The organism is Sphingomonas colocasiae (genome assembly GCF_019880585.1).
GTDB classification, from domain to species: domain Bacteria; phylum Pseudomonadota; class Alphaproteobacteria; order Sphingomonadales; family Sphingomonadaceae; genus Sphingobium_A; species Sphingobium_A colocasiae.
The window spans coordinates 44,822-70,270 of the sequence record NZ_JAINVV010000009.1; the positions used below are offsets into that span (position 1 = coordinate 44,822).

At 66.6% G+C, this 25,449-nt stretch carries 22 protein-coding genes; 6 read left to right on the forward strand and 16 right to left on the reverse strand.

What is annotated here, in order from left to right; all coding sequences use genetic code 11:
- Window positions 1-34: 34 nt before the first annotated feature.
- From K7G82_RS18955 to K7G82_RS18980, 6 genes are all read right to left on the reverse strand, one after another.
- Complete coding sequence (locus K7G82_RS18955) at window positions 35-2,254, reverse strand: TonB-dependent receptor (protein WP_222991506.1); 2,220 nt, start codon at window positions 2,252-2,254, stop codon at window positions 35-37.
- Between the two features lie 125 nt (window positions 2,255-2,379).
- The gene (locus K7G82_RS18960) at window positions 2,380-3,831 is read right to left on the reverse strand and encodes a CYTH and CHAD domain-containing protein (RefSeq protein WP_222991507.1); all 1,452 of its coding nucleotides are present in this window, start codon (window positions 3,829-3,831) and stop codon (window positions 2,380-2,382) included.
- Between the two features lie 198 nt (window positions 3,832-4,029).
- Window positions 4,030-4,845, reverse strand: a complete 816-nt coding sequence (locus tag K7G82_RS18965) for an enoyl-CoA hydratase/isomerase family protein (protein ID WP_343228610.1) — start codon at window positions 4,843-4,845, stop codon at window positions 4,030-4,032.
- Complete coding sequence (locus K7G82_RS18970) at window positions 4,842-6,134, reverse strand: acyl-CoA dehydrogenase family protein (RefSeq protein WP_222991509.1); 1,293 nt, start codon at window positions 6,132-6,134, stop codon at window positions 4,842-4,844. The genes K7G82_RS18965 and K7G82_RS18970 overlap by 4 nt, the downstream gene beginning before the upstream one ends.
- A gap of 7 nt (window positions 6,135-6,141) precedes the next feature.
- Window positions 6,142-6,495, reverse strand: coding sequence for a DUF6285 domain-containing protein (locus K7G82_RS18975; RefSeq protein WP_222991510.1), 354 nt, complete (start codon window positions 6,493-6,495; stop codon window positions 6,142-6,144).
- The gene (locus tag K7G82_RS18980; protein WP_222991511.1) at window positions 6,488-7,501 is read right to left on the reverse strand and encodes a phosphotransferase family protein; all 1,014 of its coding nucleotides are present in this window, start codon (window positions 7,499-7,501) and stop codon (window positions 6,488-6,490) included. The genes K7G82_RS18975 and K7G82_RS18980 overlap by 8 nt, the downstream gene beginning before the upstream one ends.
- Before the next feature lie 83 nt (window positions 7,502-7,584).
- Between K7G82_RS18980 and K7G82_RS18985 the strand changes: the two genes are divergently transcribed.
- Window positions 7,585-8,748 (forward strand): acyl-CoA dehydrogenase family protein, encoded by a 1,164-nt coding sequence (locus K7G82_RS18985; protein WP_222991512.1) that lies wholly within the window; start codon window positions 7,585-7,587, stop codon window positions 8,746-8,748.
- A 183-nt stretch (window positions 8,749-8,931) separates the two neighbouring features.
- On the opposite strand, the gene wrbA is transcribed toward K7G82_RS18985, so the two are convergent.
- Window positions 8,932-9,534: an NAD(P)H:quinone oxidoreductase gene (gene wrbA, locus K7G82_RS18990; protein WP_222991513.1), complete on the reverse strand. Its 603-nt coding sequence runs from the start codon at window positions 9,532-9,534 to the stop codon at window positions 8,932-8,934.
- A 106-nt stretch (window positions 9,535-9,640) separates the two neighbouring features.
- Between wrbA and K7G82_RS18995 the strand changes: the two genes are divergently transcribed.
- Genes K7G82_RS18995 through K7G82_RS19005 form a run of 3 tightly spaced genes read left to right on the forward strand, consistent with a single transcriptional unit; the run spans window position 9,641 to window position 12,555 of the window.
- Window positions 9,641-10,852, forward strand: coding sequence for an acyl-CoA dehydrogenase family protein (locus K7G82_RS18995; protein WP_222991514.1), 1,212 nt, complete (start codon window positions 9,641-9,643; stop codon window positions 10,850-10,852).
- Between the two features lie 12 nt (window positions 10,853-10,864).
- On the forward strand, window positions 10,865-12,181 hold the full coding sequence (locus K7G82_RS19000) for an MFS transporter (RefSeq protein ID WP_222991515.1): 1,317 nt from the start codon (window positions 10,865-10,867) through the stop codon (window positions 12,179-12,181).
- On the forward strand, window positions 12,181-12,555 hold the full coding sequence (locus K7G82_RS19005) for a nuclear transport factor 2 family protein (RefSeq protein WP_222991516.1): 375 nt from the start codon (window positions 12,181-12,183) through the stop codon (window positions 12,553-12,555). The genes K7G82_RS19000 and K7G82_RS19005 overlap by 1 nt, the downstream gene beginning before the upstream one ends.
- Window positions 12,556-12,567: 12 nt before the next feature.
- Here K7G82_RS19005 and K7G82_RS19010 read toward each other — a convergent pair whose 3' ends face one another.
- The 9 genes from K7G82_RS19010 to K7G82_RS19050 form a co-directional block, all read right to left on the reverse strand.
- Window positions 12,568-13,761: a CaiB/BaiF CoA transferase family protein gene (locus K7G82_RS19010; RefSeq protein ID WP_222991517.1), complete on the reverse strand. Its 1,194-nt coding sequence runs from the start codon at window positions 13,759-13,761 to the stop codon at window positions 12,568-12,570.
- A 5-nt stretch (window positions 13,762-13,766) separates the two neighbouring features.
- Complete coding sequence (locus K7G82_RS19015; RefSeq protein ID WP_222991518.1) at window positions 13,767-14,921, reverse strand: alpha/beta hydrolase; 1,155 nt, start codon at window positions 14,919-14,921, stop codon at window positions 13,767-13,769.
- A 2-nt stretch (window positions 14,922-14,923) separates the two neighbouring features.
- Window positions 14,924-15,505, reverse strand: a complete 582-nt coding sequence (locus tag K7G82_RS19020) for a VOC family protein (RefSeq protein ID WP_222991519.1) — start codon at window positions 15,503-15,505, stop codon at window positions 14,924-14,926.
- A 93-nt stretch (window positions 15,506-15,598) separates the two neighbouring features.
- On the reverse strand, window positions 15,599-16,363 hold the full coding sequence (locus K7G82_RS19025) for an SDR family NAD(P)-dependent oxidoreductase (RefSeq protein WP_222991520.1): 765 nt from the start codon (window positions 16,361-16,363) through the stop codon (window positions 15,599-15,601).
- Window positions 16,360-17,136 (reverse strand): SDR family oxidoreductase, encoded by a 777-nt coding sequence (locus K7G82_RS19030; RefSeq protein ID WP_222991521.1) that lies wholly within the window; start codon window positions 17,134-17,136, stop codon window positions 16,360-16,362. The genes K7G82_RS19025 and K7G82_RS19030 overlap by 4 nt, the downstream gene beginning before the upstream one ends.
- Before the next feature lie 54 nt (window positions 17,137-17,190).
- On the reverse strand, window positions 17,191-17,607 hold the full coding sequence (locus K7G82_RS19035; RefSeq protein WP_222991522.1) for a MarR family winged helix-turn-helix transcriptional regulator: 417 nt from the start codon (window positions 17,605-17,607) through the stop codon (window positions 17,191-17,193).
- Between the two features lie 78 nt (window positions 17,608-17,685).
- On the reverse strand, window positions 17,686-19,233 hold the full coding sequence (locus K7G82_RS19040; protein ID WP_222991523.1) for a class I adenylate-forming enzyme family protein: 1,548 nt from the start codon (window positions 19,231-19,233) through the stop codon (window positions 17,686-17,688).
- A 2-nt stretch (window positions 19,234-19,235) separates the two neighbouring features.
- The gene (locus K7G82_RS30235; protein ID WP_222991524.1) at window positions 19,236-20,474 is read right to left on the reverse strand and encodes a cytochrome P450; all 1,239 of its coding nucleotides are present in this window, start codon (window positions 20,472-20,474) and stop codon (window positions 19,236-19,238) included.
- Between the two features lie 9 nt (window positions 20,475-20,483).
- On the reverse strand, window positions 20,484-22,703 hold the full coding sequence (locus K7G82_RS19050; RefSeq protein WP_222991525.1) for a TonB-dependent receptor: 2,220 nt from the start codon (window positions 22,701-22,703) through the stop codon (window positions 20,484-20,486).
- Between the two features lie 225 nt (window positions 22,704-22,928).
- Here K7G82_RS19050 and K7G82_RS19055 point away from each other — a divergent pair, with 225 nt between their 5' ends.
- Window positions 22,929-23,960, forward strand: a complete 1,032-nt coding sequence (locus K7G82_RS19055; protein WP_343228611.1) for an NADPH:quinone oxidoreductase family protein — start codon at window positions 22,929-22,931, stop codon at window positions 23,958-23,960.
- Window positions 23,960-25,366 (forward strand): sulfatase-like hydrolase/transferase, encoded by a 1,407-nt coding sequence (locus K7G82_RS19060; protein ID WP_222991526.1) that lies wholly within the window; start codon window positions 23,960-23,962, stop codon window positions 25,364-25,366. The genes K7G82_RS19055 and K7G82_RS19060 overlap by 1 nt, the downstream gene beginning before the upstream one ends.
- Window positions 25,367-25,449 lie beyond the last annotated feature (83 nt).

The window sequence follows — 25,449 nt, forward strand, 5'->3', positions numbered from 1 at the left end:
CGCCCCGACGAACTGGCCGGGGCGTCAGGCCGGATCAGAAGCGGGTATCCAGGCTGATCCCGATCACGCGCGGCTCGACGACGGGCGAGACATAGTAGACCGTCGTCGCCCCGCGCCGCAGCGGCACGGGGGAAAGGAAAGCGCGCTTGTCGAACAGGTTCTTGGCGAACAGGCGCAGCGTCCAGCGATCGTCCGACAGCGCGGCGCCCGCATCGACCAGACCATAGGGACGCGCCCGTCGCGCCGCCGGATTGCTCTCCAGCATCGCGAAACGGCTGCCGACATAACGATAGCCCAGATTGAGGTGCAATTCACGGGCGCCCAATGCGGTCCGGTAATCGGCGGTGGCGGAACCGCTGAAGCGCGGAATGAACGAGATGCGGTCGCCATCCTTGCCGCCCAGCGGCACCGCGCCGCTCCTGATCCGCGCATCGGTATAGGCGCCGTTGACGCCCAGTTGCAGCCCGTCCACCGGGCGCAGCATCGCCTCGAACTCGAAGCCCTTGCTGCGCGCCTTTCCGCCATTGGCGAGGTAGCCCAGATTCTGCGCGGTAAGCAGGTTCACCTGGATGTCGTTCCAGTCGATCAGGAAGGCCGTGACGTTGAACAACGCGCGCCGATCGAACAATTCCGATTTCAACCCGATCTCGTAATTGCGCGTGGAATCGGAATTCACCTTGGGCGGCACGCCGGGCAGCGCGACATTGGGTCCGCCCGGACGATAGCCCGTCGCGAAGCGCGCATAGACCATCGCGTCGCGCGCCAGATGAAGCTGCGCATTGGCCATATAGGTGACCACATCTTCCGAAGACCGGTTGTTCGGCACATTGCCTTCACCCAGCATCGGCCCGGTGGTGGTCTGGCCATAGACCTGATCGTTTCTGGCCCAGCGCAGACCGGCGCCGATGTCAATCAGATCGTCGAAGCTGTAGCCGAGATTGCCGAAAAGCGATTTCTCCTCATAGCCCGAATCGAGCACCACCGTTCCGAACGGCGTGAGCCCGGCGATCAGCGTCCCGTCGGTCCGCCGCGCCTGAAGATCCTGATGGTAGGACGCGGTCTCGTCGGTATAGAAGCCGCCCACCATCCATTTGAACGCACTGTCCCCGGTCGAGCTCAGCCGCACCTCCTGCGTGAACTTGGCGACGCGGCTGCGATATTGAAGCGGCACGATCCCGGTCGTTCCCGGCGGGCACGCGGACAACAGCCCGCAGAACAGCGGGATGAACGCGGCATAGGGCTCGGTCAGGTCCGCCGTGTCGCGCGAGGAGCCGCGCGAATAGCTCGTCACCGAAAGCAGCTCGGCGCCACCCAGCGACCAGGCGAGGCTCCCCGAATAATGCTGGAGCCGTTGATCGAAGCCGGTCAGCACATGGCGCTGCTGCGGCAGATCGCCGCCGGCCGGCTTGAGCGTGACGGGATCGAGCGAGACATGGCTGGAGCCGTCGGCGCGATTGCGCTGATACAGGCCGGAAAGCCGGATGGTGACGTCGTCGCTCGCCTGCCACAGCATCGCCAGCCGGGCATTGACCTGCCGCGCATCATTGAGATCGCTCAGGCCCAGGCGCGGATTGTCGACAAAGCCGGGCGAGCGACGCAACAGGAAACTGCCGCGTACGGCCAGCGTGTCGGTCACCACCGGCAGGTTGAGCGCGCCGCGCGCGGCCCAGCCCAACCCGCCGCCATGGGCGGTATCGGACACTTCCCCGCCCAGCCGGGCGGAGACGCCGCCGGTGTCGGGTTGAACGGTCACATATTTGATCAGCCCGCCCAGCGCGTTGGCGCCGTAGAGCGTCCCCTGCGGGCCGCGCAGCACCTCCACCCGTTCGACGTCATAGGGCGTCAGATCGACGACGATCGACGATCCGGCGGCCAGGCCGCTGCTCGATCCCACCGGCGTATCGTCGATATAAGTGCCGACGGCGGCGGTTTCGCCCAGCGGCGCCAGGCCGCGCAACGCGATATAGCCATGCCCCTGTCCGCCCCGGCTGGTGAAGACCAGCCCGGGCACATAGCCCGCATAATCGGCAAGCTGCGTCGCGCGCACCGCCTGGAGCTGCTCGCCGGTGACCGCGCTCACCGATGCCGGCACGTCCTGCAACCGTTCCGCGCGCTTGTCGGCGGTCACCACGATATCCCCGAAGCCGGGCTCCTCGCCCTGCGGCGCATCCTGCGCCGCCGCCATGGCGGACAGCGCGAGCATGCCGAGCGCGGCCCCGGCGCGCAGCATGGTTCGGATCGTCGATTTCCTCATCACCTTCCCCCCTTTTGTTTCGCGCCGATCTTTCGCCGCGATGGGGGATTAGTCGGGGGGTGATCGAAATCCTTTCCGGAGGGACGAATGTCAGCGTCCGGCGCCGCGTCCCGGCGCGGCCGCCATCACCAGAATCGCCTGGTGTCGACCAGATCCTCGTGCGCCTCAGCCGCCGCCTCGACGAGATCGTCCTTCGCATCCTCGACCAGCAACGCGGATACGTCCGGTCCGTCGGCGACGCCCAACGTCTTCAATATCCGACGCGCCGTCACGAGATCGTTGAGCGCGCCGAGATGGTCTTGCAGCGCTTCCAGCGCCTTGACGAAGCGCTTGTATCGCCGTTTTTCGCGCTTGCGGCCGAAAAGCGCCGCGAAGAATTCCGCCGCGTAGCGGAGCTTCTTGGCATGTTTGCGCAGCGCGTGCCGCGCCTCGTCGTCAAGATGCGCGAGATCGCGACCCTTGCGCTTCACCTGTCGCCGGAAGCGATCCAGCGCCGCGACCGCGAAGCCGCGCGCCGGCTGATCGCCATCCGCCTCGCCGCCGGACGATCCGGACCAGTTCGCGATTGCCGCCCATTCGGCCAGGGCGAGCATCAGGCCGCGCACCCGCGCGGACAGCAACGCGTCATGCACGCGTTCATATGCGACCGCCCGCGCCGCCGCGATCCGGTCGTACAGCGGGCCATGCCCGGCGCGGTCGAGCAGCATATCGAGATTGCGGGCGTCGCCCAGTTCCGACGCCAGCCAGCGCAGGTCCGCGCCCAGCGCGTCGCCATCGGCGCCGATCATCGGTCTGAAGATCGAAAGCGCGGACCGCAGGCGGCGCAGCGCGACGCGCGCCTGATGCAGCGCTTCCGGATTCGGTCCGGTCAGCAGCAGCGCCTCGTTGAGGCGGAACTGGCGGACGCACGACTGCACGATCCGCCGGAAGGCCAAAGCCGCCGTCATCTCGCCATCGAGTTCGGTCCGCTCCGCCCTCGCCATCGCCGAGGCCGCCGCGATCAGGCGATAGCCGCGTTCGGACTTGGTGACGACGCCCAGCCGCACCGGCGCGACGGCGTCGATCCTGCGCGCGAGCACGAACAGCGCGGCCGGATCGCCGGACTTCAGTTCCAGCTCGATCTCGCAGACCGGCGAACGGCGTTCGCCCGCCACGACCTCGCCGCGATCGAGCACCAGTTCGATAACCGCATCGCCCTCCATGACGATCCATTCGTGCCGGTCGATCTTCACCTCGAACGCGGGGGCGACGGCGTCGACCGCATCGCCAAGCAGGGTGGCGAGCGGCGTGGTGCAATCGAGCACGGGATTGTCGTCGTCAACCGGACGCTCCCATTCGGAGCGCACGAACAGCCCGGCCGCGCCCGCTCCCGACGCCTTGACCGTCTGGATACGCTTGCGGCCCGAACGGCGGATGCGCAGCGAAAAACCCGCCCTGGCGAGATCCCGGTCGGGCGTATCGAAATAGATCGATCGCTGCCGGGCCTTGCGGGGATCGCCGGGCAGCAGTCCGGAGGCCTCGATCCGGGCGGCCGCGTCGCCTGTCAGCTCAAGCTTCAGTTCGATCTCGTCTGCCATATCCGCTCCGTTTTTCCGAGCGAGCATGCACGAAAAATGCCGCAAGTCGGCGGATCATAGCAGGCGATGCCCAATCAATCGTCAACGGATCGCGTGCCGGATCTTCGGTCCGCTATCGTTCTTCACGGTCATCTCCAGGATGGCGATGACGCAGGGCTTCAGCCTCGCGCCGGACAGTGCGGCGCGCAACCGGTGGCGCTATTCCCCCTGGTACACCGGCCGCCGCTTCGCACGAAACGCGTCCACGCCCTCGCCGAAATCGGCGGTGCGGCTGAGAACGACCTGGTTGCGATCTTCCAGCATCAACGCGGCTTCGAAGCTCGGCGCATCGAGATTGGCGTTGAGCACCTCCTTGGTGAGGCCGAGCGCGATCGGACCGGTCGCCAGCATCGGCTCCAGATAACGATCGGCGGCGGCCTCCAGCTCGTGCTCGGGCACCACTTCGGAAACGAGATTGAGCCGGAGCGCGCGCTGGGCATCGAGATCGCGGCCCGTCAGCAGCAGTTCGGCGGCTGCGGAAGCGCCGATCAGACGCGGCAGCAGATAGGAAGCGCCGACATCACCGCCGCCCAGCCCGATACGGATGAAAGCGCCGTTCATCCGCGCATTCTCGGCGGCGATCCGGATGTCGCAGGCGAGCCCGAGCACGAAGCCCCCGCCTGCGGCCGCCCCATGAAGCAGGCCGATGATCGGCTGCGGACAGCGCCGCATCGCCAGCATGACATTGCGGATGCCGCGCTGGACCGAGAAAGCCGCACCGACATTGCCTTCCCGGAAGCGTCGCGCAAGATCGCTGCCCAGGTCGAGCCCGGAGCAGAAGCCGCGTCCCGCACCGCGCAGCACGACGATGCGGCGATCGGGGCGGTCGTACAATCCTTCGAAATAGCCGCGCAGTTCGGCCGTCATCCGGTCGTCGAGCGCGTTGAGCCGTTCGGGCCGGTTGAGCGTCAGCCAGTCGACCGCGCCGCGCTGCTCGACGATGATGGTTTCGAACCGGTCGCCGGTCGCGCTCACGGCCGGCCTCCGGCGTGGCGGCGCGGCCCGGCATAGCCGAACAGCCATGCGCCCACCTTGCGCATCTGGATCTCCTCCGCCCCCTCCGTGATCCGGTAGCGGCGATGATGGCGATAGATATGCTCGAACGGCTTGTGCCGCGAATAGCCGATGCCGCCATGCACCTGCATCGCGCGATCGGCGGCTTCGCAGACCAGCCGGTTCGCCCAGTAATTGCACATGCTCACCTTGTCGGAGAGGCGCTTCTCCACCTCCGGCTTGGGCATGCGGTCCATTTCCCAGGCTGTCTTGTAGATAAGCTGGCGCAGCATCTCCGCCTGGGTCGCGAGCTCGACCAGCGGGAACTGGATGCCCTGGTTCGCGGCCAGCGGCTTGCCGAACGGCTTGCGCGCCCGCGCATAGGCGATGCTTTCCTCGATGCAGTAGACCGCCGCGCCCAGGCTGGACGCGGCCTGGCGGATGCGGTTCTCGTGCACGAAATGCTGGGCGAGGACGAGGCCGTCACCGGCCGTGCCCAGGATCGCATCCTCGGGCAGCCAGACGCCGTCCAGCGTCATGCGCGGATGATCGGTCGGCATGTTGAAGGTCCAGAGATATTCCTCGATCTTCAGCCCCTCGATGGGATTGGGCATGACGAAGCAGCTGATCCCCGTCGCATCACCCGCCGCGCCATCGGTGCGCGCGAACAGCAGGCAATGGCTGGCGACATGCATGCCGGTGATCCACATCTTCTCGCCGTCGATCCGCCAGCCCGCCACGCCATCGCGGCTTTCCCGCACCGCGCGCGTCTCCATATGCGTCGCGTCCGATCCGTGATCGGGCTCGGTCAGGCCGAAGGCGACGAACAGCGATCCGTCGAGAATGCCCGGGATCAGCGCCTCGCGCTGCGCATCGGTGCCGAAATCGCGGATCATCAGCGCGGTCGGGAAATTGCCGACGATCGAATGCTCGTTCTGCAGATCATTGTGCAGCCCCAGCCCCTTGGCGGCGAGATGTTCGCGGATCACCGCCATGGCGAGATTGCCGCCGTCGCGCCCCCCGAACGCCGCCGGCAAAGCGAAACGCAGATGGCCGGCGGCATCGGCGCGCCGCTTCGCCTCTGCGAGCAGATCCTCCCAGTCATGGCGGGGCAGGCCGCCGCGATCCCAATCGGTGCGCGCCCATTCGCGGCGATGATCGAAGAAGCGTTCATTGTCGTCGGCCGCCTGGAGCGGCGCGATCTCGTCGGCGATGAAGCGATCGAGCGTCGCGAGATAATCGGTCAGGTCGGACGGAAGGTCGAAATCCATAGGGCCCTCACTGCTGCGCTTCGGCGCGGAAAGGTGGGTAGGCGGGCTGATCGACCGCGAGCTTGGCGCGCGTCGTTTCCCAAAGATGCGTCATCAGCTGCGCCGATCCGGCATCGATCGCGCGGGTGCGGATCGCGGCGCACAAAGCCGCGTTGAGCACGGCGAGATCACCGGCCTCCCCGATCAGCGCCGTCAGCCGTTCGCATTCGGCGACATCGAGCGGCGCCTGCATCGCGCGTTCGCGCCGCGCGAGCGCCACCGCATTGGCCGTAACGCGCTGCGCGAAGCCGGGCGCGATCCCTTCTTTCAACGCGCGTTCCACCTCGGCCAGCAGGTCGTCGCCCGAAGGTGCGTCAAGCATCGCCGCTCTCCTTCATCAGTGCCAGCAGGTCATATTCGGTTTCCGAAGCCCGGCGCGCGATCATGCCGCCCTCGACCGAACGGACGCCGGCCGCGAAGCGCGCGCCGACCCCGGCGCACATCACGCCCCAGCGCAGGCTGCCGAACATCTGCCAGAAACGGAGATCGTCCATCGATGTCGGCCGGCCGCCGGCGGCATGATAACCGGCGAGCAGCGCCTGGCGGGTCCCGAAGCCGCCGACGGGCAGATCCGGCCGCTGGAACCGCCAGCTCGGCACGCAGAGCCAGCCCAGATCCTCGGCCGCGCAACCGATATGCGCGGTTTCCCAGTCGAGCACCGCGCGGATACCGTCCGGCCCTACGATCAGATTGCCGTTCCGGAAATCGCCATGGACGAGCGCGGGGGCGCCGCAATCGGGCAGGCGATCGGCCAGCCAGCACAAGGCGAGTTCGAACACCGGCCGCTGCTGGCCGGTCGCACGATAGCCCTCGGCAAGCGCGGCGACGGCATCGGCGGGCATCAGCACATCCAGCGCGGGCGATCCATCCAGGGGGATCGCATGGATGCGCGCCAATATCTCCCCGCACTGCCGCGCCATGCCGGCGCGGGCCCCGGCGAGCCCCTCGTCCTTCAGAATGCGTGTGCCGACGCTTTGGCCCGCGACATGCTGCATCGCATAACCGGGGCGATCGGCATCGGCGAGTTCGCAGACGACTTCGGGCACGGGCACGCCGTTCGCGCGCGCCAGCCGCAACAATGAAGCTTCGGCCGGAAGCGAGATCACGCCCGCCGATTCGAAGCGCGATTCGGCGGGCGCCGCGCGCAGCACCAGCGCGCGCTCGACGCCGTCGGACGTCGCCGAGAAGGCCCAATTCTCCTTGCTGGCGCCGCCGCTCAGCCGGGTGAGCGGCGACAGGCGCGGCACGGCGCCATGCTGGCGCGCGAATGCGCGTTCGAGCGCGGCCGCCAGCGACGCGGCATCGTCCCGTCCTTCGGGCTCAATCATGTCCTCTTCCCATGGCACACCCTTTTCGCGCGGCCGATTATATGTCAAGTAAATTGACATCATTGCCTGGAGACCGACCCAATATGACGTCCGTTCTGCCCATCCGCGAGATCGATCCGATGCTGGATGAGGAGATCATCCTGTATCGCGACGCGGTCGCCCGTTTCCTCGATCGCCACGCCACGCCCGAAACGCTCGACGGATGGCGCCTGGCCAAGCAGGTGCCGGCGGAATTCTGGCGGATGGCGGGCGAGGCAGGGCTGCTCTGCCCAAGCATTCCCGAGGCCTATGGCGGCCCCGGCGGCGATTTCCGACACGACTGGGTGGTGCTGGAGGAAACCGGCCGTCGCGGGCTGGAAGGGTTCGGCGTCGCCGTCCACAGCAGTATCGTCGCTCCCTATCTGCTCCACTATGCGACCGAGGCGCAAAAGGCGCGCTGGCTGCCGCGCGCGGTTTCGGGCGAAACGATCCTGGCGGTGGCGATGACCGAGCCGGGCGCGGGATCGGACCTGCAGGGCGTGCGCACCCGCGCCATGCGCTGCGACGGTGGCTGGCGGATCAACGGTCAGAAGACCTTCATCTCCAACGGGCAGAGCGCGGGACTGATCGTCGTCGTCGCCAAGGCCGCGAAGGAAGACGGCAGCGACGGCATCGGCCTGTTCCTGGTGGAGGGAGATGCAACCGGTTTCCGCCGGGGCACCAATCTCGACAAGGTCGGGCGCGAGGCACAGGACACGTCCGAACTGTTCTTCGACGATGTGGTCGTGCCCGAGGACGCCCTGCTCGGCGGTTCGGTCGGGCTCGGCTTCGGTCAATTGATGGCGATGCTGCCGCAGGAGCGGCTGGTGATCGCATGCATGGGCATGGCGCTGATGGAACGCGCGCTGGCCGAGACCATCGCCTACACCAAAGACCGCAAGGCGTTCGGCAAGAGCCTGATCGACCTGCAGAACACCCAGTTCAAGCTGGCCGACGCCAAGACCGCGGCGACCGCATCCAGGGCGTTCCTCCAGCACGGCCTGTCCGAACATCTCGCCGGCCGGCTCGACGCGGCCTTCGCGGCGATGATCAAGCTGTTCGTGACCGAGACCGAATGGAAGCTGATCGACGACTGCGTCCAGCTTTTTGGCGGATATGGCTATATGAACGAATATCCGATCGCCCGCATCTTCCGCGACGCCCGCATCGACCGCGTCCATGGTGGCGCGTCCGAGGTCATGCGGCTGATCGTGGGACGCACGTTGTAGATCGGGAGAAGCTACTCTCTCGTTACGCCCCCTGTGTCATCCCCGCGAACGCGGGGATCCAGCTTTTCCGTGAAGCATCAAGAAGAAGAAGAAGAAGAAGCGGGATTCCCGCGTTCGCGGGAATGACAAGGTAGGGGCATCAATCCCGATCAAACACCGCCCGTCGCCGGATCGTAACCAGCCCTATCCCTTCAGCCGCCGCGCGATCTCCGTCACCCGTTGGCCCTGGAAGCGCGCGGCGTCGAGATCGGCGTCGCTGGGCAGCGCCCCCGGCTTGTTGTGCGAGACCGCCGATGCGCCATAGGGCGTGCCGGCCTTGAACATCGCGCCGTCGGCGAAGCCGGGCGGCACGATCACCATGCCGAAATGCGCCATCGGTATGAACAGGGTCAGGCTCGTCACTTCATTACCGCCATGCGGCGTCGCCGATGCGGCAAAGGCGGAGCCGACCTTGTTGACCAGCTTGCCGCGCGCCCAGAGCGCGCCCAAGCTGTCGAGATAGGCCTTCACCTCCGAACAGACGAGGCCGAAGCGCGAGGGCGTGCCGAACAGGATCGCATCCGCCCACACCGCATCATCGGCGGTCGGCGCTTCGTACAGCGCGTTCATGCGCGTGGCATTCTCCGTCCAGCCCGGCGCCAGCGCCATCACATCCGCCCCCACCAATTCGCGCGCGCGGCGCAGCCGCACACCGCCGCCGGCCGCCATCGCGCCTTCGGCCACCGCATTGGCCAGCGCCTCGGTCATGCCGTCGCGCGAATGGAAGACGATAAGGATATTGGCCACGCTGCTTCTCCCTTGAACCCGGCCGATCGGCGCCTGTCGTTTCCCCCCTTGTAAGCCCCGACCCAAATATGTAAAGTAGATTGACTAAAACGGGTGGTGAGAGTTCATGGCGACACAGGCGAAAACGGCGGCAACGAGCGAGCGGGAGCCCGGCCCGAATCGGGAAGCGCTGCTCGAAAGCGCGCGCGCGATGATTCCGGCGCTGCGCGAACGCGGCTATGCCGTCGACAAGGAACGCCGCGTGGCCGACGAATCGGTCGCCGAGATGCTCGATGCCGGCATTCTCCAGATGCTCGCCCCCAAGCGCTTCGGCGGCAGCCAGGCCGGCCTTTCGACCTTTTTCGACACCGCCTTGCTGATCGGCCAGGGCGACGGATCCACTGCCTGGCTGTTCGGCATCCTGGGATGCCATCACTGGGTATTGTCGCATTTCGGGCTGGAAGCGCAGCAGGCGCTGTATGGCGAGACCAGTCACGCGCTGTTCCCGCTCACCTTTTCCGGCAAGGGTGGTTCGGCGCGCAAGGTGGACGGCGGCTACCGCGTCAACGGCGAATGGGGCTTCGCCAGCGGCATCGATTTCTCCGACTGGGTGGGCGCGCTCGCGGTGGTCGAGGGCACCGACGGCGCGGAGACCGTCAATCTGCTGATCCCCAAGGCGCAGGTGGAGGTGGTCGACAACTGGTTCGTTTCCGGCATGCGCGGCACCGGCAGCCGCGAATTCCATGTGCGCGACCTGTTCGTTCCCGATCACCTGACGCTGTCGCAGAATCTGCTGATGGTCGGCAAGACGCCGGGCGCCGAGGCCCTTCCCGAATATCGCGGGCTGCGTGCATCGCTTCACACCGTGCTGATGATCGCCACGGTCGGTGCGTCGCTGGGGCTGGCGCGCCGCGCGATCGACGAGTTCATCGAGTTCACCAAGGGCCGGGTCGGCTATGGCGGGATCGACCATGCCGCGCGCGCGAGCACCCAGGCCAAGATCGCCGACGCCATGGCGCGCTACGACGCCTTTCACGGGCTGATGCAGCGCCATTTCGTCGATGTCGACCTGCTGGCCGAAAGCGGCCGCACCTCCAGCGCGGAGGAACGGCTGCGCTATCGCCGCGACGCGGCGCTCGCCGTCGCCACCTGCGCCGATATCATCAACACCATGGCGGGCATGGCGGGCGCGCGCGCGCAGCACGAGCGATCGCCCTTCCAGCTGATCCAGCGCGACATCAACACCGTGCGCACCCATGTGCTGCTCGATCGCGACGATGCGAACGAACTCTACGGCAAGCATGTGCTGGGTCTCGATCTGGGGCCGGTCCGCCAGTAGCGGACCGCGCGCATGGCCGCCCCCCTGCCCGCGAGCGACGCGCCGCATATCGGCGAAGGCCGTGCCTGGTGGGCGGTGTTCGTGCTCTTCCTCGCCTATACGCTGTCCTATATCGACCGGATGATCATCTCGCTGATGGTCGAGCCGCTGCGCGCGGACCTCGATCTCAGCGACACCCAGATCAGCCTGCTTCAGGGGCTGGCCTTCGCGATCTTCTACACCAGCATGGCGATCCCGATCGCGGCGCTGGCGGACCGGCGTTCACGCACCGCGATCGTCGCGGTCGGCATCGCCTTCTGGAGCGCGATGACCGCGGCCTGCGGCCTGGCAGGCAATTTCTGGCAGCTCTTTCTCGCCCGGATGGGCGTCGGCGTGGGCGAAGCGACGCTGAGCCCCGCCACCTATTCGCTGATCGCGGACCTGTTCCCGGAGGACAAGCGCGGCCGCGCCATGGCGATCTTTTCGTCGGGCGTGTCGGTCGGCGGCGGACTCGCCTTCATCATCGGCGGGATCATCATCGGTTTCGCGACGACGAGCGGTGGCCATGAAACCCCCTTCGGCCCGGTGCGGGCCTGGCAGCTCGTCTTCCTGATCCTCGGTCCGCCGGGACTGCTTCTGGCATTGCTGGCACTGACCATTCCCGAACCGCGCCGGCGCATCGCGGCGACCGCCGCGACGCCGATGCCGCTCCGCCCCTTCCTTGTCCGCGAATGGCGGACATTGACCTTGCTGTTCGTCGGCAACGGCATTTCGGGGATGATCACGACGGCATTGCTCTCCTGGGCGCCGACCTTCCTGATCCGCGCCTATGGCGAGACGCCCGCCGGCGCCGGCCGGATGCTGGGGATCGGCCTGCTCGTCCTCGGCCCGATCGGCGCGATCGCCGGCGGCGCGATCTCGGACCGGTGGACACGCTCTGGCGCCGCGACCGCGTCGCTGTCCGTCGTCGGCGCGGGCATCGCGCTGATGGCGCTGTTCGGCGCCATCGCGCCGTTCATGCCCAGCGCGATCGGCGCGTCGGCGATGTTTTCCCTGGCGCTGCTGTTCGGCGCCGCCGCTTATCCGCCCGGCGCGGTCGCGGTGCAGAAACTCGCCCCCGCGCCGCTGCGCGCGCGGATTGCCGCGCTCTACCTGTTCGTCGTGACGCTGTTGTCGCTGGCGCTCGCGCCGACCGCCGTCGCGCTGCTGACCGACCGCATCTTCGGCGATCCCGCGCTGATCGGCCGGTCGCTCACCAGCTTCACCGCGATCGCGGGGCCGATCGGCGTGATCTGCATCGCCGCCGCCATGCGCGCATTCCGCGCCTCGCTTGTCCGCCAGGAGCCCTGATGACCACCGATCTGACCATGCTCGCAACCAAATTGTTCGACGCGCTCGAAGCCGGCGACACCGCGACGCTCAAGAGCCTCTACGCGCCCGATGCCACGCTCTGGTCGAACACGACCCAGCGCAATATCGCCGCGCGCGAGGTCGCCGCCTTCCTGCCGCTGTTCGTGAAGCGCATGCCTGATCGCGCCTATGCAGATCGCCGGATCACCCCGTTCGACGGCGGCTTCGTCCATCGGCACCGGCTGACCGGCACGCGCCGCGACGGCGCCCGCGTCGCGGTGGAATGCTGCGCGCTGGTGTTCGTGACGGACGGCGCGGTGACGCGCATCGAGGAATATCTCGACGCGCGCCAGCTCGATGCGGTGATGGGCTGAAGCTTTCCGGCTTCAGATGATGCCCCTTGCCTCCAGATCGGCGCGCGCTTCTGCATCGAGATCCAGCATCCCGCCCAGCACCGCCGCATTGTCCTGACCGACATGTTCGGGCGCCGGGCTGCGTACCGAGCCGGGGGTGCGCGACAGCTTGGGGAAGGCGTTCTGCATCTTCAGCCCATCCCAGCGAGATCCCTCCACCGTCACGATCGCATCGCGCGCCTGGAAATGGGGGTCGTCCAGCATGTCCTGCGGGCCGAACATGCGACCGGCGGGCACGCCATGATCGAGCATCGCCTGTTCGACCTCCGCCACGGTGTGGCGCGACGTCCATTCGGCGATGATATCATCGAGCTCCGCCTGACGTTCGCCGCGCGCGCCATGCGTCGCATAGCGCGGATCGGACGCCAGTTCGGGCTGGCCCATCGCCTGGCAGAGCCGCTGGAACACCGTATCCTGGTTGCCGCCGATCAGATATTCGCCGTCACTGCACGGATAGACGTTGGAGGGCGCGATGCCCGGCAGCACCGACCCCGAACGCTGGCGGACCGATCCACCCACCGTATATTCGGGGACCAGCCCTTCCATCACCTGCAGCACCGCTTCGTAGAGCGCGCTGTCCACCACCTGGCCCAGCCCGGTCGCGGCGCGGTTGTGCAGCGCCGCCAGCGCACCCATGCAGCCATAGGTGGCGGCCAGGCTGTCGCCGATCGAGACGCCCATCCGGCTCGGCGGCCGATCGGGATCACCGACCAGGCGGCGCCAGCCGCCCATCGCCTCGCCGATGCCGCCGAAGCCGGCGCGGCCGGCATAGGGGCCGGTCTGGCCATAGCCGGACATGCGCACGACGATCAGCCCGGGATTGGTGGCGTGGAGCGTATCGGGTGCCAGCCCCCATTTCTCGATGGTGCCGGGGCGGAAATTCTCGATCAATATGTCGGCCCGGTCGATCAGCCGGCGCGCCAGCGCCTGCCCCTCCGCCTCGCGCAGGTTGATCGAGACCGATTTCTTGTTGCGCGCGATCACTTCCCACCAGACGGGAACGCCCTGCCCCCATTGGCGCATCGGATCGCCCACGCGCGGCGGCTCGATCTTGATGACGGTGGCGCCCATGTCGCCCAAGAGCTGGCCGCAGAACGGCCCGGCGATCAGCTGGCCCATCTCGACCACGATCAGGCCGGCCAGCGGCCCAGTCGCTTCATCCTTCATTCCACTCATCCCTCCAGACCGGCGATCCAGTCGCGAATATGCCTGGCGGCTTCGTTGGCCAAGTCGGGCTGACCGAAATAATAGTGATTGGCGCCCGTCACCACGTGATGCGTCTGCGTACAGCCGGTGGCGGCCGCCATCAGCCGCGCGGCATGGCTGGGGGTGCAGGCATCGTCGGCGCTGTTTTCGATCACCAGCATCGGGCCGGAGATGCGCGCCGCGCATTTGATGCCGTCGGCATTGGAATCGTCATAGGACCATTGCGACAGCCAGCTGCGGAGCGTGGTGAAGCGCGCCAGCCCCACCGGCCCGTCATTCACCACCGAAGGATCGCCGAGCATGCACCAATTGGGCTTGCGGTCGCTGGGATCGATGGCGGGATCGACGAAGCGCGGATCCGCCATCGTCCCCTGCACGGTGAAGCAGCGTTCGTGATTGGGCTTGCCCGCAGCCTTCAGTGCGGCGAGTTCGTCCTTCACCCAGGCGGTGATACGCCGGTTGCGCGCGATCTGCGCCGCGCGGTATTTCTCGATGAACGCATCCGAGAATGGCGGCTTCGGTCCATCGGGCGCATAGAGATCGAGTTCGGGATCGCGATCGAACGGCCGGGTTTCATCGGTGATCGAAGGATCGAGCCATTCGGTCAATGTCAGGTTGCGCGACAGATGCGCGGCCAGCAGCATGATGCCGTCTGCCGGGATGAAGTCCGCGGCGTTCAGGTCGTAGGGATCGCCCGCCGGGGTATGCGTGACGCGTGGATCCTGCGCCTGCGCCTGATAGAAGAGCGAGAGCGCGCCGCCGCCGCTCCAGCCGCCCAGATAGACTTTCTTGTAGCCCAGCCTTTCCTTCGCATCCCGCACGCACGCCGCGAAATCCATCGCGGCGCGTTCCATGATCAGCGCGGTATCGTTGCCGCGATAGCGCGTGTTGCAATAGATGGTGTGGATGCCGTGCTTCGCGAGCGTGCCGATGAGCGGCAGATAGGCGCCACCACCGATCGGGTGCGAGAAGATCACGACGCTGTCCGACGGCGTTTCGGGCTTCAGCAGATGCGCCTCGACCACGACCTTGCCGATCTCCCCGGCATAGGTGTCCTTGAAGGCGGATTTCTCGTCGAACATGACGAGATAGGGGATGCGTTCATATCGCGATGCGGACATGGTCAGGCCCTTGCCGGCGCGCGGCCGCGCTTCGCGATCGCCTCGGCGCCGAATTTCTCGAGCTTCGCCGCGCGCGTCCGTTCGGACCAGCGCGCGAGCACGTCCGCGAACTCCGCCTTTTCCTTGGCGAAGATCGCGTCGTGATCGGCGGTGCGGCAGGTCAGTTCCACCTGGATGCCGTTTGGATCGTACATATAGATCGAGCGGACGAAATGATGGTCGATCGGGCCGAGCGCACTGACCCCGAAGCTGTTGATCCGCGCCTGCATCGCCAGCAGCGCCTCTTCGGATTCGACCTCGAACGCCCAGTGCATGTCGAAGCTTTCCTTGCGCTGGAACCATTCCGGATCGGCGGAGGCGGGCGCGTCGAAAAAGGCGATATATTCGCCGTTCGTCATCCGGAAGAAGATGTGGAGATAGGGATCGTCGGCGCCGGTGCCGGGTACTTCGTCGAGCACCACGCCGCCTTCGGTCACCAGCCCCAGCACATCCTCGTAGAACCAGCGGGTCTGTTCCGCGTCGCGGCAGCGAAAGGCGCCGTGATGGACGCCCTTGATCGGTCGGGCTTCGGGCGTTTCGGTCATCTCATCCTCCTCGATTCAGCGCGTCGGACTCATTGCCTGTCGCGAAAAAACTGTCGGACCTCACGCAAATTTTGTCAAGTAACTAGACATTATTCAGGCCAGCGACTGGCCGTCGTCGACCGTCAGCGACGTGCCCGTCACCGAGCCCGCGGCCGCCGACAGCAGATAATGGACGGCGGCTTCCAGTTCCGCGACGGGCATCAGGCGGCGGCGCGGCCAGCCCGCGATCTGGCGCTTGCCGCCCTCGCTTTCGAACCAGTCGTCGACGATGTCGGTGGGCATATAACCGGGGCAGAGCGCGTTGACGCTGATCCGGTGGCGCGCGAGTTCGAGCGCGAGCGACTTGGCGAGCATCACCACCCCCGCCTTGGTCGCGCTGTAGACCGCCGCCCCCGCCTGCGGACGCAGCCCCAGGATCGACGCGACGAACAGGATCCGGCGCGGCGCATCGGACGCATCACCTGCCGCGATCATACGCCGCGCCCCCTCCTGCGCGGTCAGGAACGCGCCACGCAGATTGACCGACAGGATCGCGTCGAGCTGGGTCACCTCCAGCTTCATCGCCGGTCCCGCATGGTTGATGCCGGCATTGGCGATGACGCTGTCGATCGGTCCATAGCGCGCCTCGCCCGCGTCGAAGGCGGCGGCGATCGCGGCCGCGTCGGTCACATCGCAATCCTGCGCGAAGGCGTTGCCGCCCGCGCCCGCGATCTCCGCCACCAGATCGTCGAGCATCGCGCGCCGCCGCGCACAGGCGACCACACGAGCCCCCGCCCCGGCCAGGCTGCGCGCCAGATCGCGCCCGACACCCGACGAAGCGCCGGTGATCAACACCGTCCGCCCGGCAAGCACGCTCATACGATCCCCCCGGTGCCGAGCATCACGCCGCCATCGACGTCGAGCACCACGCCGTTCACATAATCTGCACAAGCGAGATAACAGGCAGCCTCCGCGATCTCCGCGATCGTGCCGAAACGGCGCAGCGGCACCACGCCGGTGATCGCATCCACCGCTTCGCGGCTCGGCGCAAGCCGGCGCATGCCCTCCGTCTCCCCGATCGGGCCCGGCGAGATCGCGTTGACGCGGATGCCCTGCGGCCCCCATTCGAGCGCCAGACAGCGCGTCAGCATGTTGACGCCCGCCTTCGCCGCACAGGCATGGACCTGATCGATCATCGGCTTCGCGCCCTGCGGCGCGGTGATGTTGATGATGCTGGCGCCCGGCGTGCGCAGATGCGGATGGCAGGCGCGCGCGGCGTGGAACGTGCCGATCAGATCGATATCCACGACGGTGCGGAAACCGTTGGACGAGATGGTTTCCGCCGAGGCGAGGAAATTGCCGGCGGCACCGGAAACGACGATGTCGATCCCGCCCGCCTTCTCCGCCACCGCCGCGGCGATGGCGGCGACCGCGTCGAAATCGCGGACATCGGCGACCAGTCCGTCGGCATGGCCGCCATCGCCGCGCAGGCTCTCGACCGCGGCGTTGACATTCTCCTGCTTGCGGCTGACAACGAAGACATGGGCGCCCTGCGCGCAGAAGGCGCGCGCGATGCCCAGATTGATGCCGCTGGTGCCACCGAACACGATGGCGGATCGGCCGCGAAGCGCGGCGCCGGGAAGCTGGGTCATGACACCTCTATCCGGTTGGGGAGACACGCATCGTCCCACCCGGACGGTGCGCGGTTATTGGTCGACGAAGGCCGGCGGGCCCCAGTCGCGCGAAAGCGCTTCGGTCAGCGCCTCGAAGCGTCGCTTGCCGAGCTGCTCGCCCAGCCGGGCCTCGATGGTGTTGAGGATCTTCATCGCGTCGTCGCGAATCCCCTGCGATCGCGTGCTGAAATTGACGATCTGCGCGCGGCCGTCGCTGGGATCCGCGCTCATCGTGATCAGTTCCTTGCGCTCCATCTCGGTCAGCATCTGGCTGATCGCCTGACGGGTGACCCCCAGATTCTTGGCGAGCTGCGACGCGCGGCGCACGCCGAATGCGACGTTGGAGAGGATCAGCGACTGCGATCGCGTCACATCCCCCCAGCCATGCTGCTTCAGCCCGGCCTGCAGCGCTTCGTCGAACCAGTAATAGGCCCGAAGCAGATCCATCATCAGAAATTGCTGCACGCTGCCCCCGTTCCGGCTTCGCCTTCCCTCCGCAATGCGCCAGGAATTGAGCCGCAGCAAGGCTCATTGGCCGAACAGCTCGGGAAGGGCCCGTCGCAGGACCTTGCCCGAAGCGTTGCGCGGGAAGCAAGTCGTTTCGAAGATGCGCGTCGGGCATTTGTAATGCGCCAGCCGCGATCGGCAGTCCGCGATCACCGCCGCCGCATCGAGACTATGGCCGTCCTGCGGAATGATCGCGGCGACCACGGTTTCACCCCAGCGCGGATCGGGCAGCGAGAAGACTGCGGCATCCGCCACCCCCGGCGCCGCGGACAGCGCCTTTTCGACTTCCACCGGATAGACATTCTCGCCGCCGGTAATGATCACATCCTTTTTGCGATCGGTGACGAACAGATAGCCGTCGGCATCGCGATAGCCGACATCGCCGGTGTGCAGCCAGCCATCGGCATCGGCCACGCTTTCCCCCACCCCATCGATCGACCAGTGATGTGCCTCGGGATGCGCGAGCCGCGCCCAGATCTCCCCGATCTCGCCCGGCCCCACGTCCATGCCGTCATCATCGACCAGGCGCAGTTCGACGCCAGGATTGGCAAGGCCGGTCGCCTGCGACTTGCCCTGCGATCGCGCGTCATGCGCATCGGGCGGCAGATGGGTGATCGGCCCGACGCTCTCGGTCAGCCCATAGACCTGCGAGAAGCTGCAGCCGAACGCGGCGATGCACGCGTCGAGCAACGTCTCCGCGATCGGCGAACTGCCATAGGCGATCATGCGCAGGCTGGTGGTGCCGGTGCCGCGTGCGCGGTGTTCGGCAAGCGCGGTGCTCAGCATCGCCGGCACCCATTGCGCATGCGTTACCTGCCAGCGATCGACCGCGTCGAGCATGCCGGTCGCGGTTGCGGCGGGAAGCTGGATCTGCGTCATGCCACCGGCCAGGCCATATTGGGTCCAGGCCCAGCCGGCGGTGTGAAAAACCGGCGCGACGATCAGCAGCCGCGCGTCGGCCGAGAAATCGAGCGTGGTCGGCGCGCAGGTCATCCGCTCCACCGCTTCGCTCGTATAGGCGAGCGCCTTGGGTTCGCCGGTGGTGCCCGATGTGAAGAACAAGGTGGTAAGATCGTCGGGGCGCTGGCCCTCCACGCGAACGACATCACCAGAGGCGATCAGCGCGTCGAGCGCGCCGCCGGTTTCGGTCATCGCCTGGCCGGCGGGCAGCAACGGCGCGAATTCGGCATCGCCGATGATCATCGCGGGGCGCGCGCGATCGACCACCGCCGCGATCTCGGCGGCCGACAGGCGCCAGTTGAGGCCGAGCAGGACCAGTCGCGCGCGGCGGGTCGCGACCAGGATAACGGGAAAATCGACGCCGTTGCGCCCCAGCCAGCCCAGCCGATCGCCCGGTTTCAGTCCGTGCGCGACCAGCGCCGCCGCCAGCCGGTTCGCACGATCATCGAGCGTGCGCCAGTCGAGCGCGGCATCGGGCGAGATCACCGCGATCGCATCGGGCTTTTCACGCGCGAACCGCGCGACCTGGCGTTCGAGCGTGGTTTCGGGCCAGGACGCCCCGATCCCGTTCCACACCGGCTGCTCGTCCCGCATCTTCGCCACCGCCATGTTCACCTTGCCCTGCCGAGCGAAACAGGCAGGTGCTTGATGCCGCAAACGAAATTGCTCTGCAGATAGTCGGGCTCGCCGGCGATCGCGATATCGGGGAAGCGCGCGAGCAATGCGGTCAGCAGCGCTTCGAGCTGCATCGTCGCGACGCGGGCGCCCAGGCAATGATGAATGCCGATCCCGAAGGACAGATGACGCGACGCGTTGGTCCGCTCGACGTCCAGCCGGCGCGGATCCGCGAACATCGCCGGATCCGAATTGGCCGCGCCATAGAGCATCGCCACCCGATCCCCAGCCGGGATCGCGACACCGCCGATCTCGACGTCGACCAGGGCGGTGCGCATCATCTGGATCACCGGCGTCACATAGCGCAACAATTCGGGAACCGCGCCCGCGATCAGGCCCGGCTGCTCGACCAGCTTGCGCTTCTGGTCGGGAAAACGACTGAGCGCGACGATCGCGCCCGACAGCGAATTGCGCGTCGTCTCGTTGCCCGCCGCCAGCAACAGGGTGAACAGGCCGCGCTTGACGGCATCGCGCAGCGGCGCGCCGTCCGACATCATGGTCGCGACGATGGTCAGCAGATCCTCCTGCGGATCGGCCTGGCGCGCCTCGAACAGCGCCAATCCATAGTCGAACACCTCCTCGAACGCCGCCAGCGAGCTTTCGCGCGAACTGGCATAGTCGGGATCCGACGTGCCGACGAGCCGGTTGGTCCAGTCGAACACCTTGCCGATATCCTCGTCGGGAATGCCGAGCATCAGGCAGAGGGTGCGGATCGGCACGATCGCGGCGACTTCGGAAACGAACTCGATCTCGCCGCCATCGGGCAGGTTCGATACCAGATCGGCGACGAAGCCGTTCACGCTCGCTTCCAGCCGCCGCAATGCGGAGGGCAGGAAGCTGGGCTGGAGCGGGCGGCGGACCTCGCCATGGCGCGGCGGGTCCATCGTCATCATCGTGCTCGTCACCGCCTCGCGGATCTTCGGCGTCAGCAGCGCGATGCCGCCTTCCTCGAAGACCCGGAATCCCTGGGTGGAGGTGAAGCGGACATTGTCGCGCGAAACCGCCTCGACATCGGCATGGCGCGTCAGCGTCCAATAAGGCGGCCGACCGTCGCGGCCGTCATGGCGACGCACCGGATCATCGGCCCGCAACGCTTCGTAAGTGGCAAAAGGGTGGCCGTTCCTGAAGGTCGCGGCCTTTTCGAGATCGAACGCCGTCATCGTCGTGCTGGCCACCCTTGCCGATCAGAATTTATACGAAGCCTGCACCGCGAAGGTGCGTGGCGCATCGACGGTCAGCGATCGCGAGTCGGGCGAGAAGACCGTTGCCGCCAGGCCGCCGGCGCCGACGAACGCCACCGTCGTCTTGTCGGTCAGGTTACGACCGATCACCGCCAGTTCCCAGCTTTCGTCGGGTGCGCCGATGCCGATGCGCGCGTCGATCTTGGCATAAGCCGGCTGCACCGCCAACGGATCACGCGTCGAATCGCGGCGCGAGAAGGACTGGAACAGCGTCGTCAGGCTGCCCGTGAATTTGAGCGACGATCCGATATCGCCCGAATAGCGCGCCGTCACCGCACCCGCCCATTTCGGCGTGAAATTGAGCCGAAGGCCGGACAGGTTGCACGATCCGGGCTGGGTGCCGTTGGGCGTCTGTCCGGTATAGCAGGGCCCCGCACCATAATCGCCATATTTGGCGCTGGGCGTCCAGGCGGCATTGCCGATCAGTTCGAATCCGCGCGCGACCCGGATCAGGCCGTCCAGTTCCACGCCCTTGACCACCGCATCGCCGGCATTGCCCGTGAAGAAGGGTGCGCTGAGCCCATCGGGCGAGGGCAGGGCAGCCGATACCTGAAGATTGGTGTATTTGGTGCGGTAGGCCGCCAGGTTGAGATGGCCGACACCGGGGAAGCTCAGCTTCGCGCCCGCCTCGAAAGACTGCGAGCGCTCGGGCTCGAACTGGAAGGAGAAGGGCACCGCGTTCGAGATCGCGCCCTGGAAGCCGCCGCCTTTCGAACCCCGGCTGTAGGTGAAATAGACCATGGCATTGTCGTTGACGTCGTACTGCACCGTCGCCGACGGATCGATCAGCCCTTCGCGCAGACTATCCGAGAAATTGGCGACCTGGGTGCCGGTGCGCAGATCGGTATAGGTATTGGGGCCGGAGAAACGCTTGTAGGTCGCGCTCTTGCGCTCATGCGTATAGCGCAGCGCGCCGATCGCGCGCAGGCTGTCGCTGATGTTCGCGGTGACCTGTCCGTAGAAGGACCAGACGCGGCTGTCCTGATCCATGATGCGATAGGTGCTGGCCGCCGGCGCAAAGAGCACGCCGGTCGTGCGCTCTTCCAGCAGGTCGCCAACCTGATAATAGGCGCCGACGACATATTCGATCGTCTTGCCGGTAGGTGAGAGCAGCCGGATTTCCTGCGACATCTGGTTGAAATTCATGTCGAAATCGGCGCTGGCACCGGTCACTTCGGTGAAATCGGCGTCGATCCGGTTCTTGCTGACGAAATGCGAATAGCCGGTGATCGTGGTCAGCGTGTGCTCGCCAAGCTCGATGTCGAACTGCAGCGACGCGGTGTCGGTGCGGATATTGTCGAACTCGTTCGAGAAGGCGAGCCCGCTTTCCTTGACGTGATCGATCCCGCGCCCCTTGAGCGCGGACATGATCTGGACGGGCGACCCGTCGACCTTGACATCGGCATGCTCATATTTGGCAGTCATCGTGATCGGGCCGCCATTGTCGTAATAGAGCACGGCGCGGCCGACGATCTCCCGCCGGGCGGGCTGATCCTTGTTCGAGAAGCTGTTGTACATATAGCCGTCGACATCGGAATATTTGCCGACGACGCGGACCGCGAGATTGTCCGCGATCGGGATGTCGAGCGCGCCTTCCACCGTCGGACCGCTGGGATCAATCGCATAGTCGGCGCGGACATAGCCGCCGAATTCGAAGCCGGGCTTGCGCGTGACGATGTTGATCGCGCCGGCATTGGTGTTCTTGCCGACCAGCGCGCCCTGGGGCCCGCGCAGTACCTCCATCCGCTCGATATCGAGGAAGGGCGAGGCGAATTGGCGCGCATTGCCGCCATAAATGCCGTCGACGAACATCACCACCGATTGTTCGAGCGACGGGCTGCCGGGGCCGGAAGCAACGCCACGCATCGAGATGATGTTGGCGGCCGGTGTCTTGACCACGGTGAAATTGGGAATGAGCGGCCCCAGATCCTCGAAGGTGCGGATGCCGGTCTCCTGCAGCGCCTTGCCGGAAACGACCTGGATGGAGATCGGCACGTCCTGCAGGCTCTGCTCGCGCTTCTGCGCGGTAACGATGATCTCGCTCGCCAGATCGTCAGCGGGCGCATCCTGCGCCGCGGCCGTGCCGATGCTGGCCACCATTGCCATTGCGACGCACGAAACCCGCGCCGACAGCCAATCGCCCCTGCTCCGAATCGCGATCATCATCCTCTCCCTCCCGCCTTTTGACTCACCTGAGTGGCGTTGTTCGCCCATAGCTGCGCCAACGCCGGACGAATGTCAACTTTATTGACATTAAAAGACAAGATACTTGCCGAAACTCCTGATCACGCGGAGGTCGGGCCTCCAGGCGAAACGCTTGCAAGCCTCCGCGCATATTGTTAATTTACTTAACAATGATGGCCATGTGGCGGCGCGGGAGGATGGTTGATGAGCGGCACTTGCGGAAACGCCATGCGAACATTGCTGAGCACGCGCTGCGGCGGCCCCGAAACGCTGGAGCTGAAACATCTCGCGCGTCCGGTGCCCGGACCCGGCCAGATCCTGATTCGCGTGGCGAGTTGCGGCATCAACTATCCCGATGTGCTGATCATCGAGGATCGCTATCAGCATCGCCCGCCCCGCCCCTTCGCGCCGGGCGGCGAGGTTTCGGGCGTGATCGCCGCGATCGGCGAGGGTGTTGCCGGCTTCGCCCCCGGCGATCGCGTCGCGGCGCTCACCTATATCGGCGGGCTGGCGGACCATGTCGCGTGCGACGCGGCGATGGCGATGAAGCTGCCCGATGACCTTCCCGGCCCCGAAGCGGCGATGCTGATGTCCACCTATGCCACATCCTATCACGCGCTCGTCGATCGGGGCCGGATCTCGCCGGGCGATCGCGTGGTCATACTCGGCGCTGCGGGCGGTGTCGGTCTCGCCGCCGTCGAGATCGCGGCCGCACTCGGCGCCACGGTGCTCGCGCTGGTTTCATCGCCCGAAAAGGCGGACGCCGTGCGCGCGGCGGGCGCCGCGCATGTCATCGTCCATGACGGCGAACCCCGCGATGCCGCGTCGGCGAAGGCGATGACAGGCCTGATCCGCGAAGCGCTGGGCGACGACGGCGCGGATATCGTCTACGATCCCGTCGGCGGCGGCTTCGCCGAACCCGCCGTGCGCGCGATGGCGTGGAACGGGCGCTATCTGGTCGTCGGCTTCGTCGCCGGCATTCCATCGGTGCCGTTCAACCTGCCGCTGCTCAAAGGCTGCGAGATCGTCGGCGTGTTCATGGGTGGCTTCGCCGCGCGCGATCCGGACGGCTATGCCGCCAATCTGCGCGCATTGTTCGACCTCTACAGCGCCGGCAGGCTTCGCCCGCACATTTCGGCGCGCTATCCCCTGGCGCGCGGGGGAGACGCGATCGCGGTGCTACGAGACCGGCAGGCGATCGGCAAGATCGTAGTGGACATGGACGAGGTAGCGTGATGACGACAGACGGACTTTCGCGCCGGCAGGTTCTGGCCCAGGCATCGGCGGGCGCGGCACTCGGCCTCTCCCCTGCGGCAAGCGCCGCCACGCGCACCGCGCGATCGGGGCGCCCCAACATCCTGTTCATCCTGGCCGACGATCTCGGTTACGCTGATCTGAGCTGCTATGGCCGCGAGGATTACGCGACGCCGCATCTCGACGGACTGGCCCGCGACGGACTGAAACTCTCGCAGGCCTACGCCAATTCCTCGGTCTGCTCGCCCACCCGCCTGGCGCTGATCACCGGCCGCTACCAGTATCGCCTGCCCGCCGGACTCGACGAGCCGCTGGGCCGCAACCTCGCGCTCGGCCTGCCGCCAGGCGGCGCCACTCTGCCCTCGCGCCTGCGCGACCTGGGCTATGCCACCGCGCTGGTCGGGAAATGGCATCTCGGCACCCTTCCCGATTTCGGCCCGCTCAAGAGCGGCTATGACCGGTTCTTCGGCAGCTATGGCGGCGGCGTCGATTATTTCACCCATGCCCTCACCATCCGCGGCGTCGATACGCCCGATCTGTTCGACGGCGAGACCGCGGTGAAGCGCAACGGCTATCTGACCGATATGCTGACCGATCGCGCGATCGACGAATTGTCGCGCTTCGCGGCGGGCGAGGCCCCCTTCCTGCTCAGTCTTCACTACACGTCGCCGCACTGGCCCTGGGAAGGGCCGCAAGATGCCGCGATCGCGACATCGATCCGCGATTCCTTCCATTATGACGGCGGCAGCGCCAGAACCTATGCCGAGATGGTCACCAATCTCGACGGCAATATCGGCCGGGTGCTCCAGGCGCTCGCCCGGATGAAGCTCGCACGGGATACGATCGTGATCTTCACCAGCGACAATGGCGGTGAGCGTTTCTCGAAGAACTGGCCGTTCACGGGCATGAAGGGCGAGCTGCTCGAAGGCGGCATCCGCGTTCCCGCGATCGTGCGCTGGCCGCGTCGCATCCGCGCCGGCGGCGTATCCGCTCAGGTGACCGCGTCGATGGACTGGCTGCCGACCCTGCTCGCCGCCGCCGCCGCCCCGCTGTCCGACCCCGCCGCCACCGACGGCATGAACATCCTGCCGATGCTGACCGGCGAGTCAGCCCCCGCGCAGCGTAAGCTCTATTGGCGGCACAAGGCCAACGACCAGTCGGCGATGCGCGACGGGGACCTCAAATATCTGAAGCTGGGCGGCCATGACTATCTGTTCGATGTTGCCGCCGACCCGCGCGAACGCGCCAATCTGAAGACGCATCAACCCGAACGGTTCGCGGCGATGAAACAGGCGTTCGAAGACTGGAACCGGACGATGCTTCCCTATCCCGCCGATGCCTTCAGCTATGATTTCCACGGCAAGGGAACCGTCGCCGATCGATACTAGAGCGGTTCGATCCATTCGAACCAAACTCGCCTTGTCCTTCCCGCGAAAGCGGGAATCCCGCTTCTTCTTTCTGACGCTTCACG

What these genes read in the sequence shown, in the direction of transcription:
- K7G82_RS18960 (WP_222991507.1), bottom strand. Translation starts at nt 3,831, where the DNA reads ATGGCAGACGAGATCGAACTGAAGCTTGAGCTGACAGGCGACGCGGCC.
- K7G82_RS19040 (WP_222991523.1), bottom strand. Translation starts at nt 19,233, where the DNA reads ATGGCGGTGGCGAAGATGCGGGACGAGCAGCCGGTGTGGAACGGGATC.
- K7G82_RS19000 (WP_222991515.1), top strand. Translation starts at nt 10,865, where the DNA reads ATGGCCGCCCCCCTGCCCGCGAGCGACGCGCCGCATATCGGCGAAGGC.
- K7G82_RS19035 (WP_222991522.1), bottom strand. Translation starts at nt 17,607, where the DNA reads ATGATGGATCTGCTTCGGGCCTATTACTGGTTCGACGAAGCGCTGCAG.
- K7G82_RS18955 (WP_222991506.1), bottom strand. Translation starts at nt 2,254, where the DNA reads ATGAGGAAATCGACGATCCGAACCATGCTGCGCGCCGGGGCCGCGCTC.
- K7G82_RS18985 (WP_222991512.1), top strand. Translation starts at nt 7,585, where the DNA reads ATGACGTCCGTTCTGCCCATCCGCGAGATCGATCCGATGCTGGATGAG.
- K7G82_RS19010 (WP_222991517.1), bottom strand. Translation starts at nt 13,761, where the DNA reads ATGAAGGATGAAGCGACTGGGCCGCTGGCCGGCCTGATCGTGGTCGAG.
- K7G82_RS19060 (WP_222991526.1), top strand. Translation starts at nt 23,960, where the DNA reads ATGACGACAGACGGACTTTCGCGCCGGCAGGTTCTGGCCCAGGCATCG.
- K7G82_RS18975 (WP_222991510.1), bottom strand. Translation starts at nt 6,495, where the DNA reads ATGCTTGACGCACCTTCGGGCGACGACCTGCTGGCCGAGGTGGAACGC.
- K7G82_RS19015 (WP_222991518.1), bottom strand. Translation starts at nt 14,921, where the DNA reads ATGTCCGCATCGCGATATGAACGCATCCCCTATCTCGTCATGTTCGAC.
- K7G82_RS19055 (WP_343228611.1), top strand. Translation starts at nt 22,929, where the DNA reads ATGAGCGGCACTTGCGGAAACGCCATGCGAACATTGCTGAGCACGCGC.
- K7G82_RS18995 (WP_222991514.1), top strand. Translation starts at nt 9,641, where the DNA reads ATGGCGACACAGGCGAAAACGGCGGCAACGAGCGAGCGGGAGCCCGGC.
- K7G82_RS19005 (WP_222991516.1), top strand. Translation starts at nt 12,181, where the DNA reads ATGACCACCGATCTGACCATGCTCGCAACCAAATTGTTCGACGCGCTC.
- K7G82_RS19030 (WP_222991521.1), bottom strand. Translation starts at nt 17,136, where the DNA reads ATGACCCAGCTTCCCGGCGCCGCGCTTCGCGGCCGATCCGCCATCGTG.
- K7G82_RS19025 (WP_222991520.1), bottom strand. Translation starts at nt 16,363, where the DNA reads ATGAGCGTGCTTGCCGGGCGGACGGTGTTGATCACCGGCGCTTCGTCG.
- K7G82_RS19020 (WP_222991519.1), bottom strand. Translation starts at nt 15,505, where the DNA reads ATGACCGAAACGCCCGAAGCCCGACCGATCAAGGGCGTCCATCACGGC.
- K7G82_RS18970 (WP_222991509.1), bottom strand. Translation starts at nt 6,134, where the DNA reads ATGGATTTCGACCTTCCGTCCGACCTGACCGATTATCTCGCGACGCTC.
- K7G82_RS19050 (WP_222991525.1), bottom strand. Translation starts at nt 22,703, where the DNA reads ATGATCGCGATTCGGAGCAGGGGCGATTGGCTGTCGGCGCGGGTTTCG.
- K7G82_RS18980 (WP_222991511.1), bottom strand. Translation starts at nt 7,501, where the DNA reads ATGATTGAGCCCGAAGGACGGGACGATGCCGCGTCGCTGGCGGCCGCG.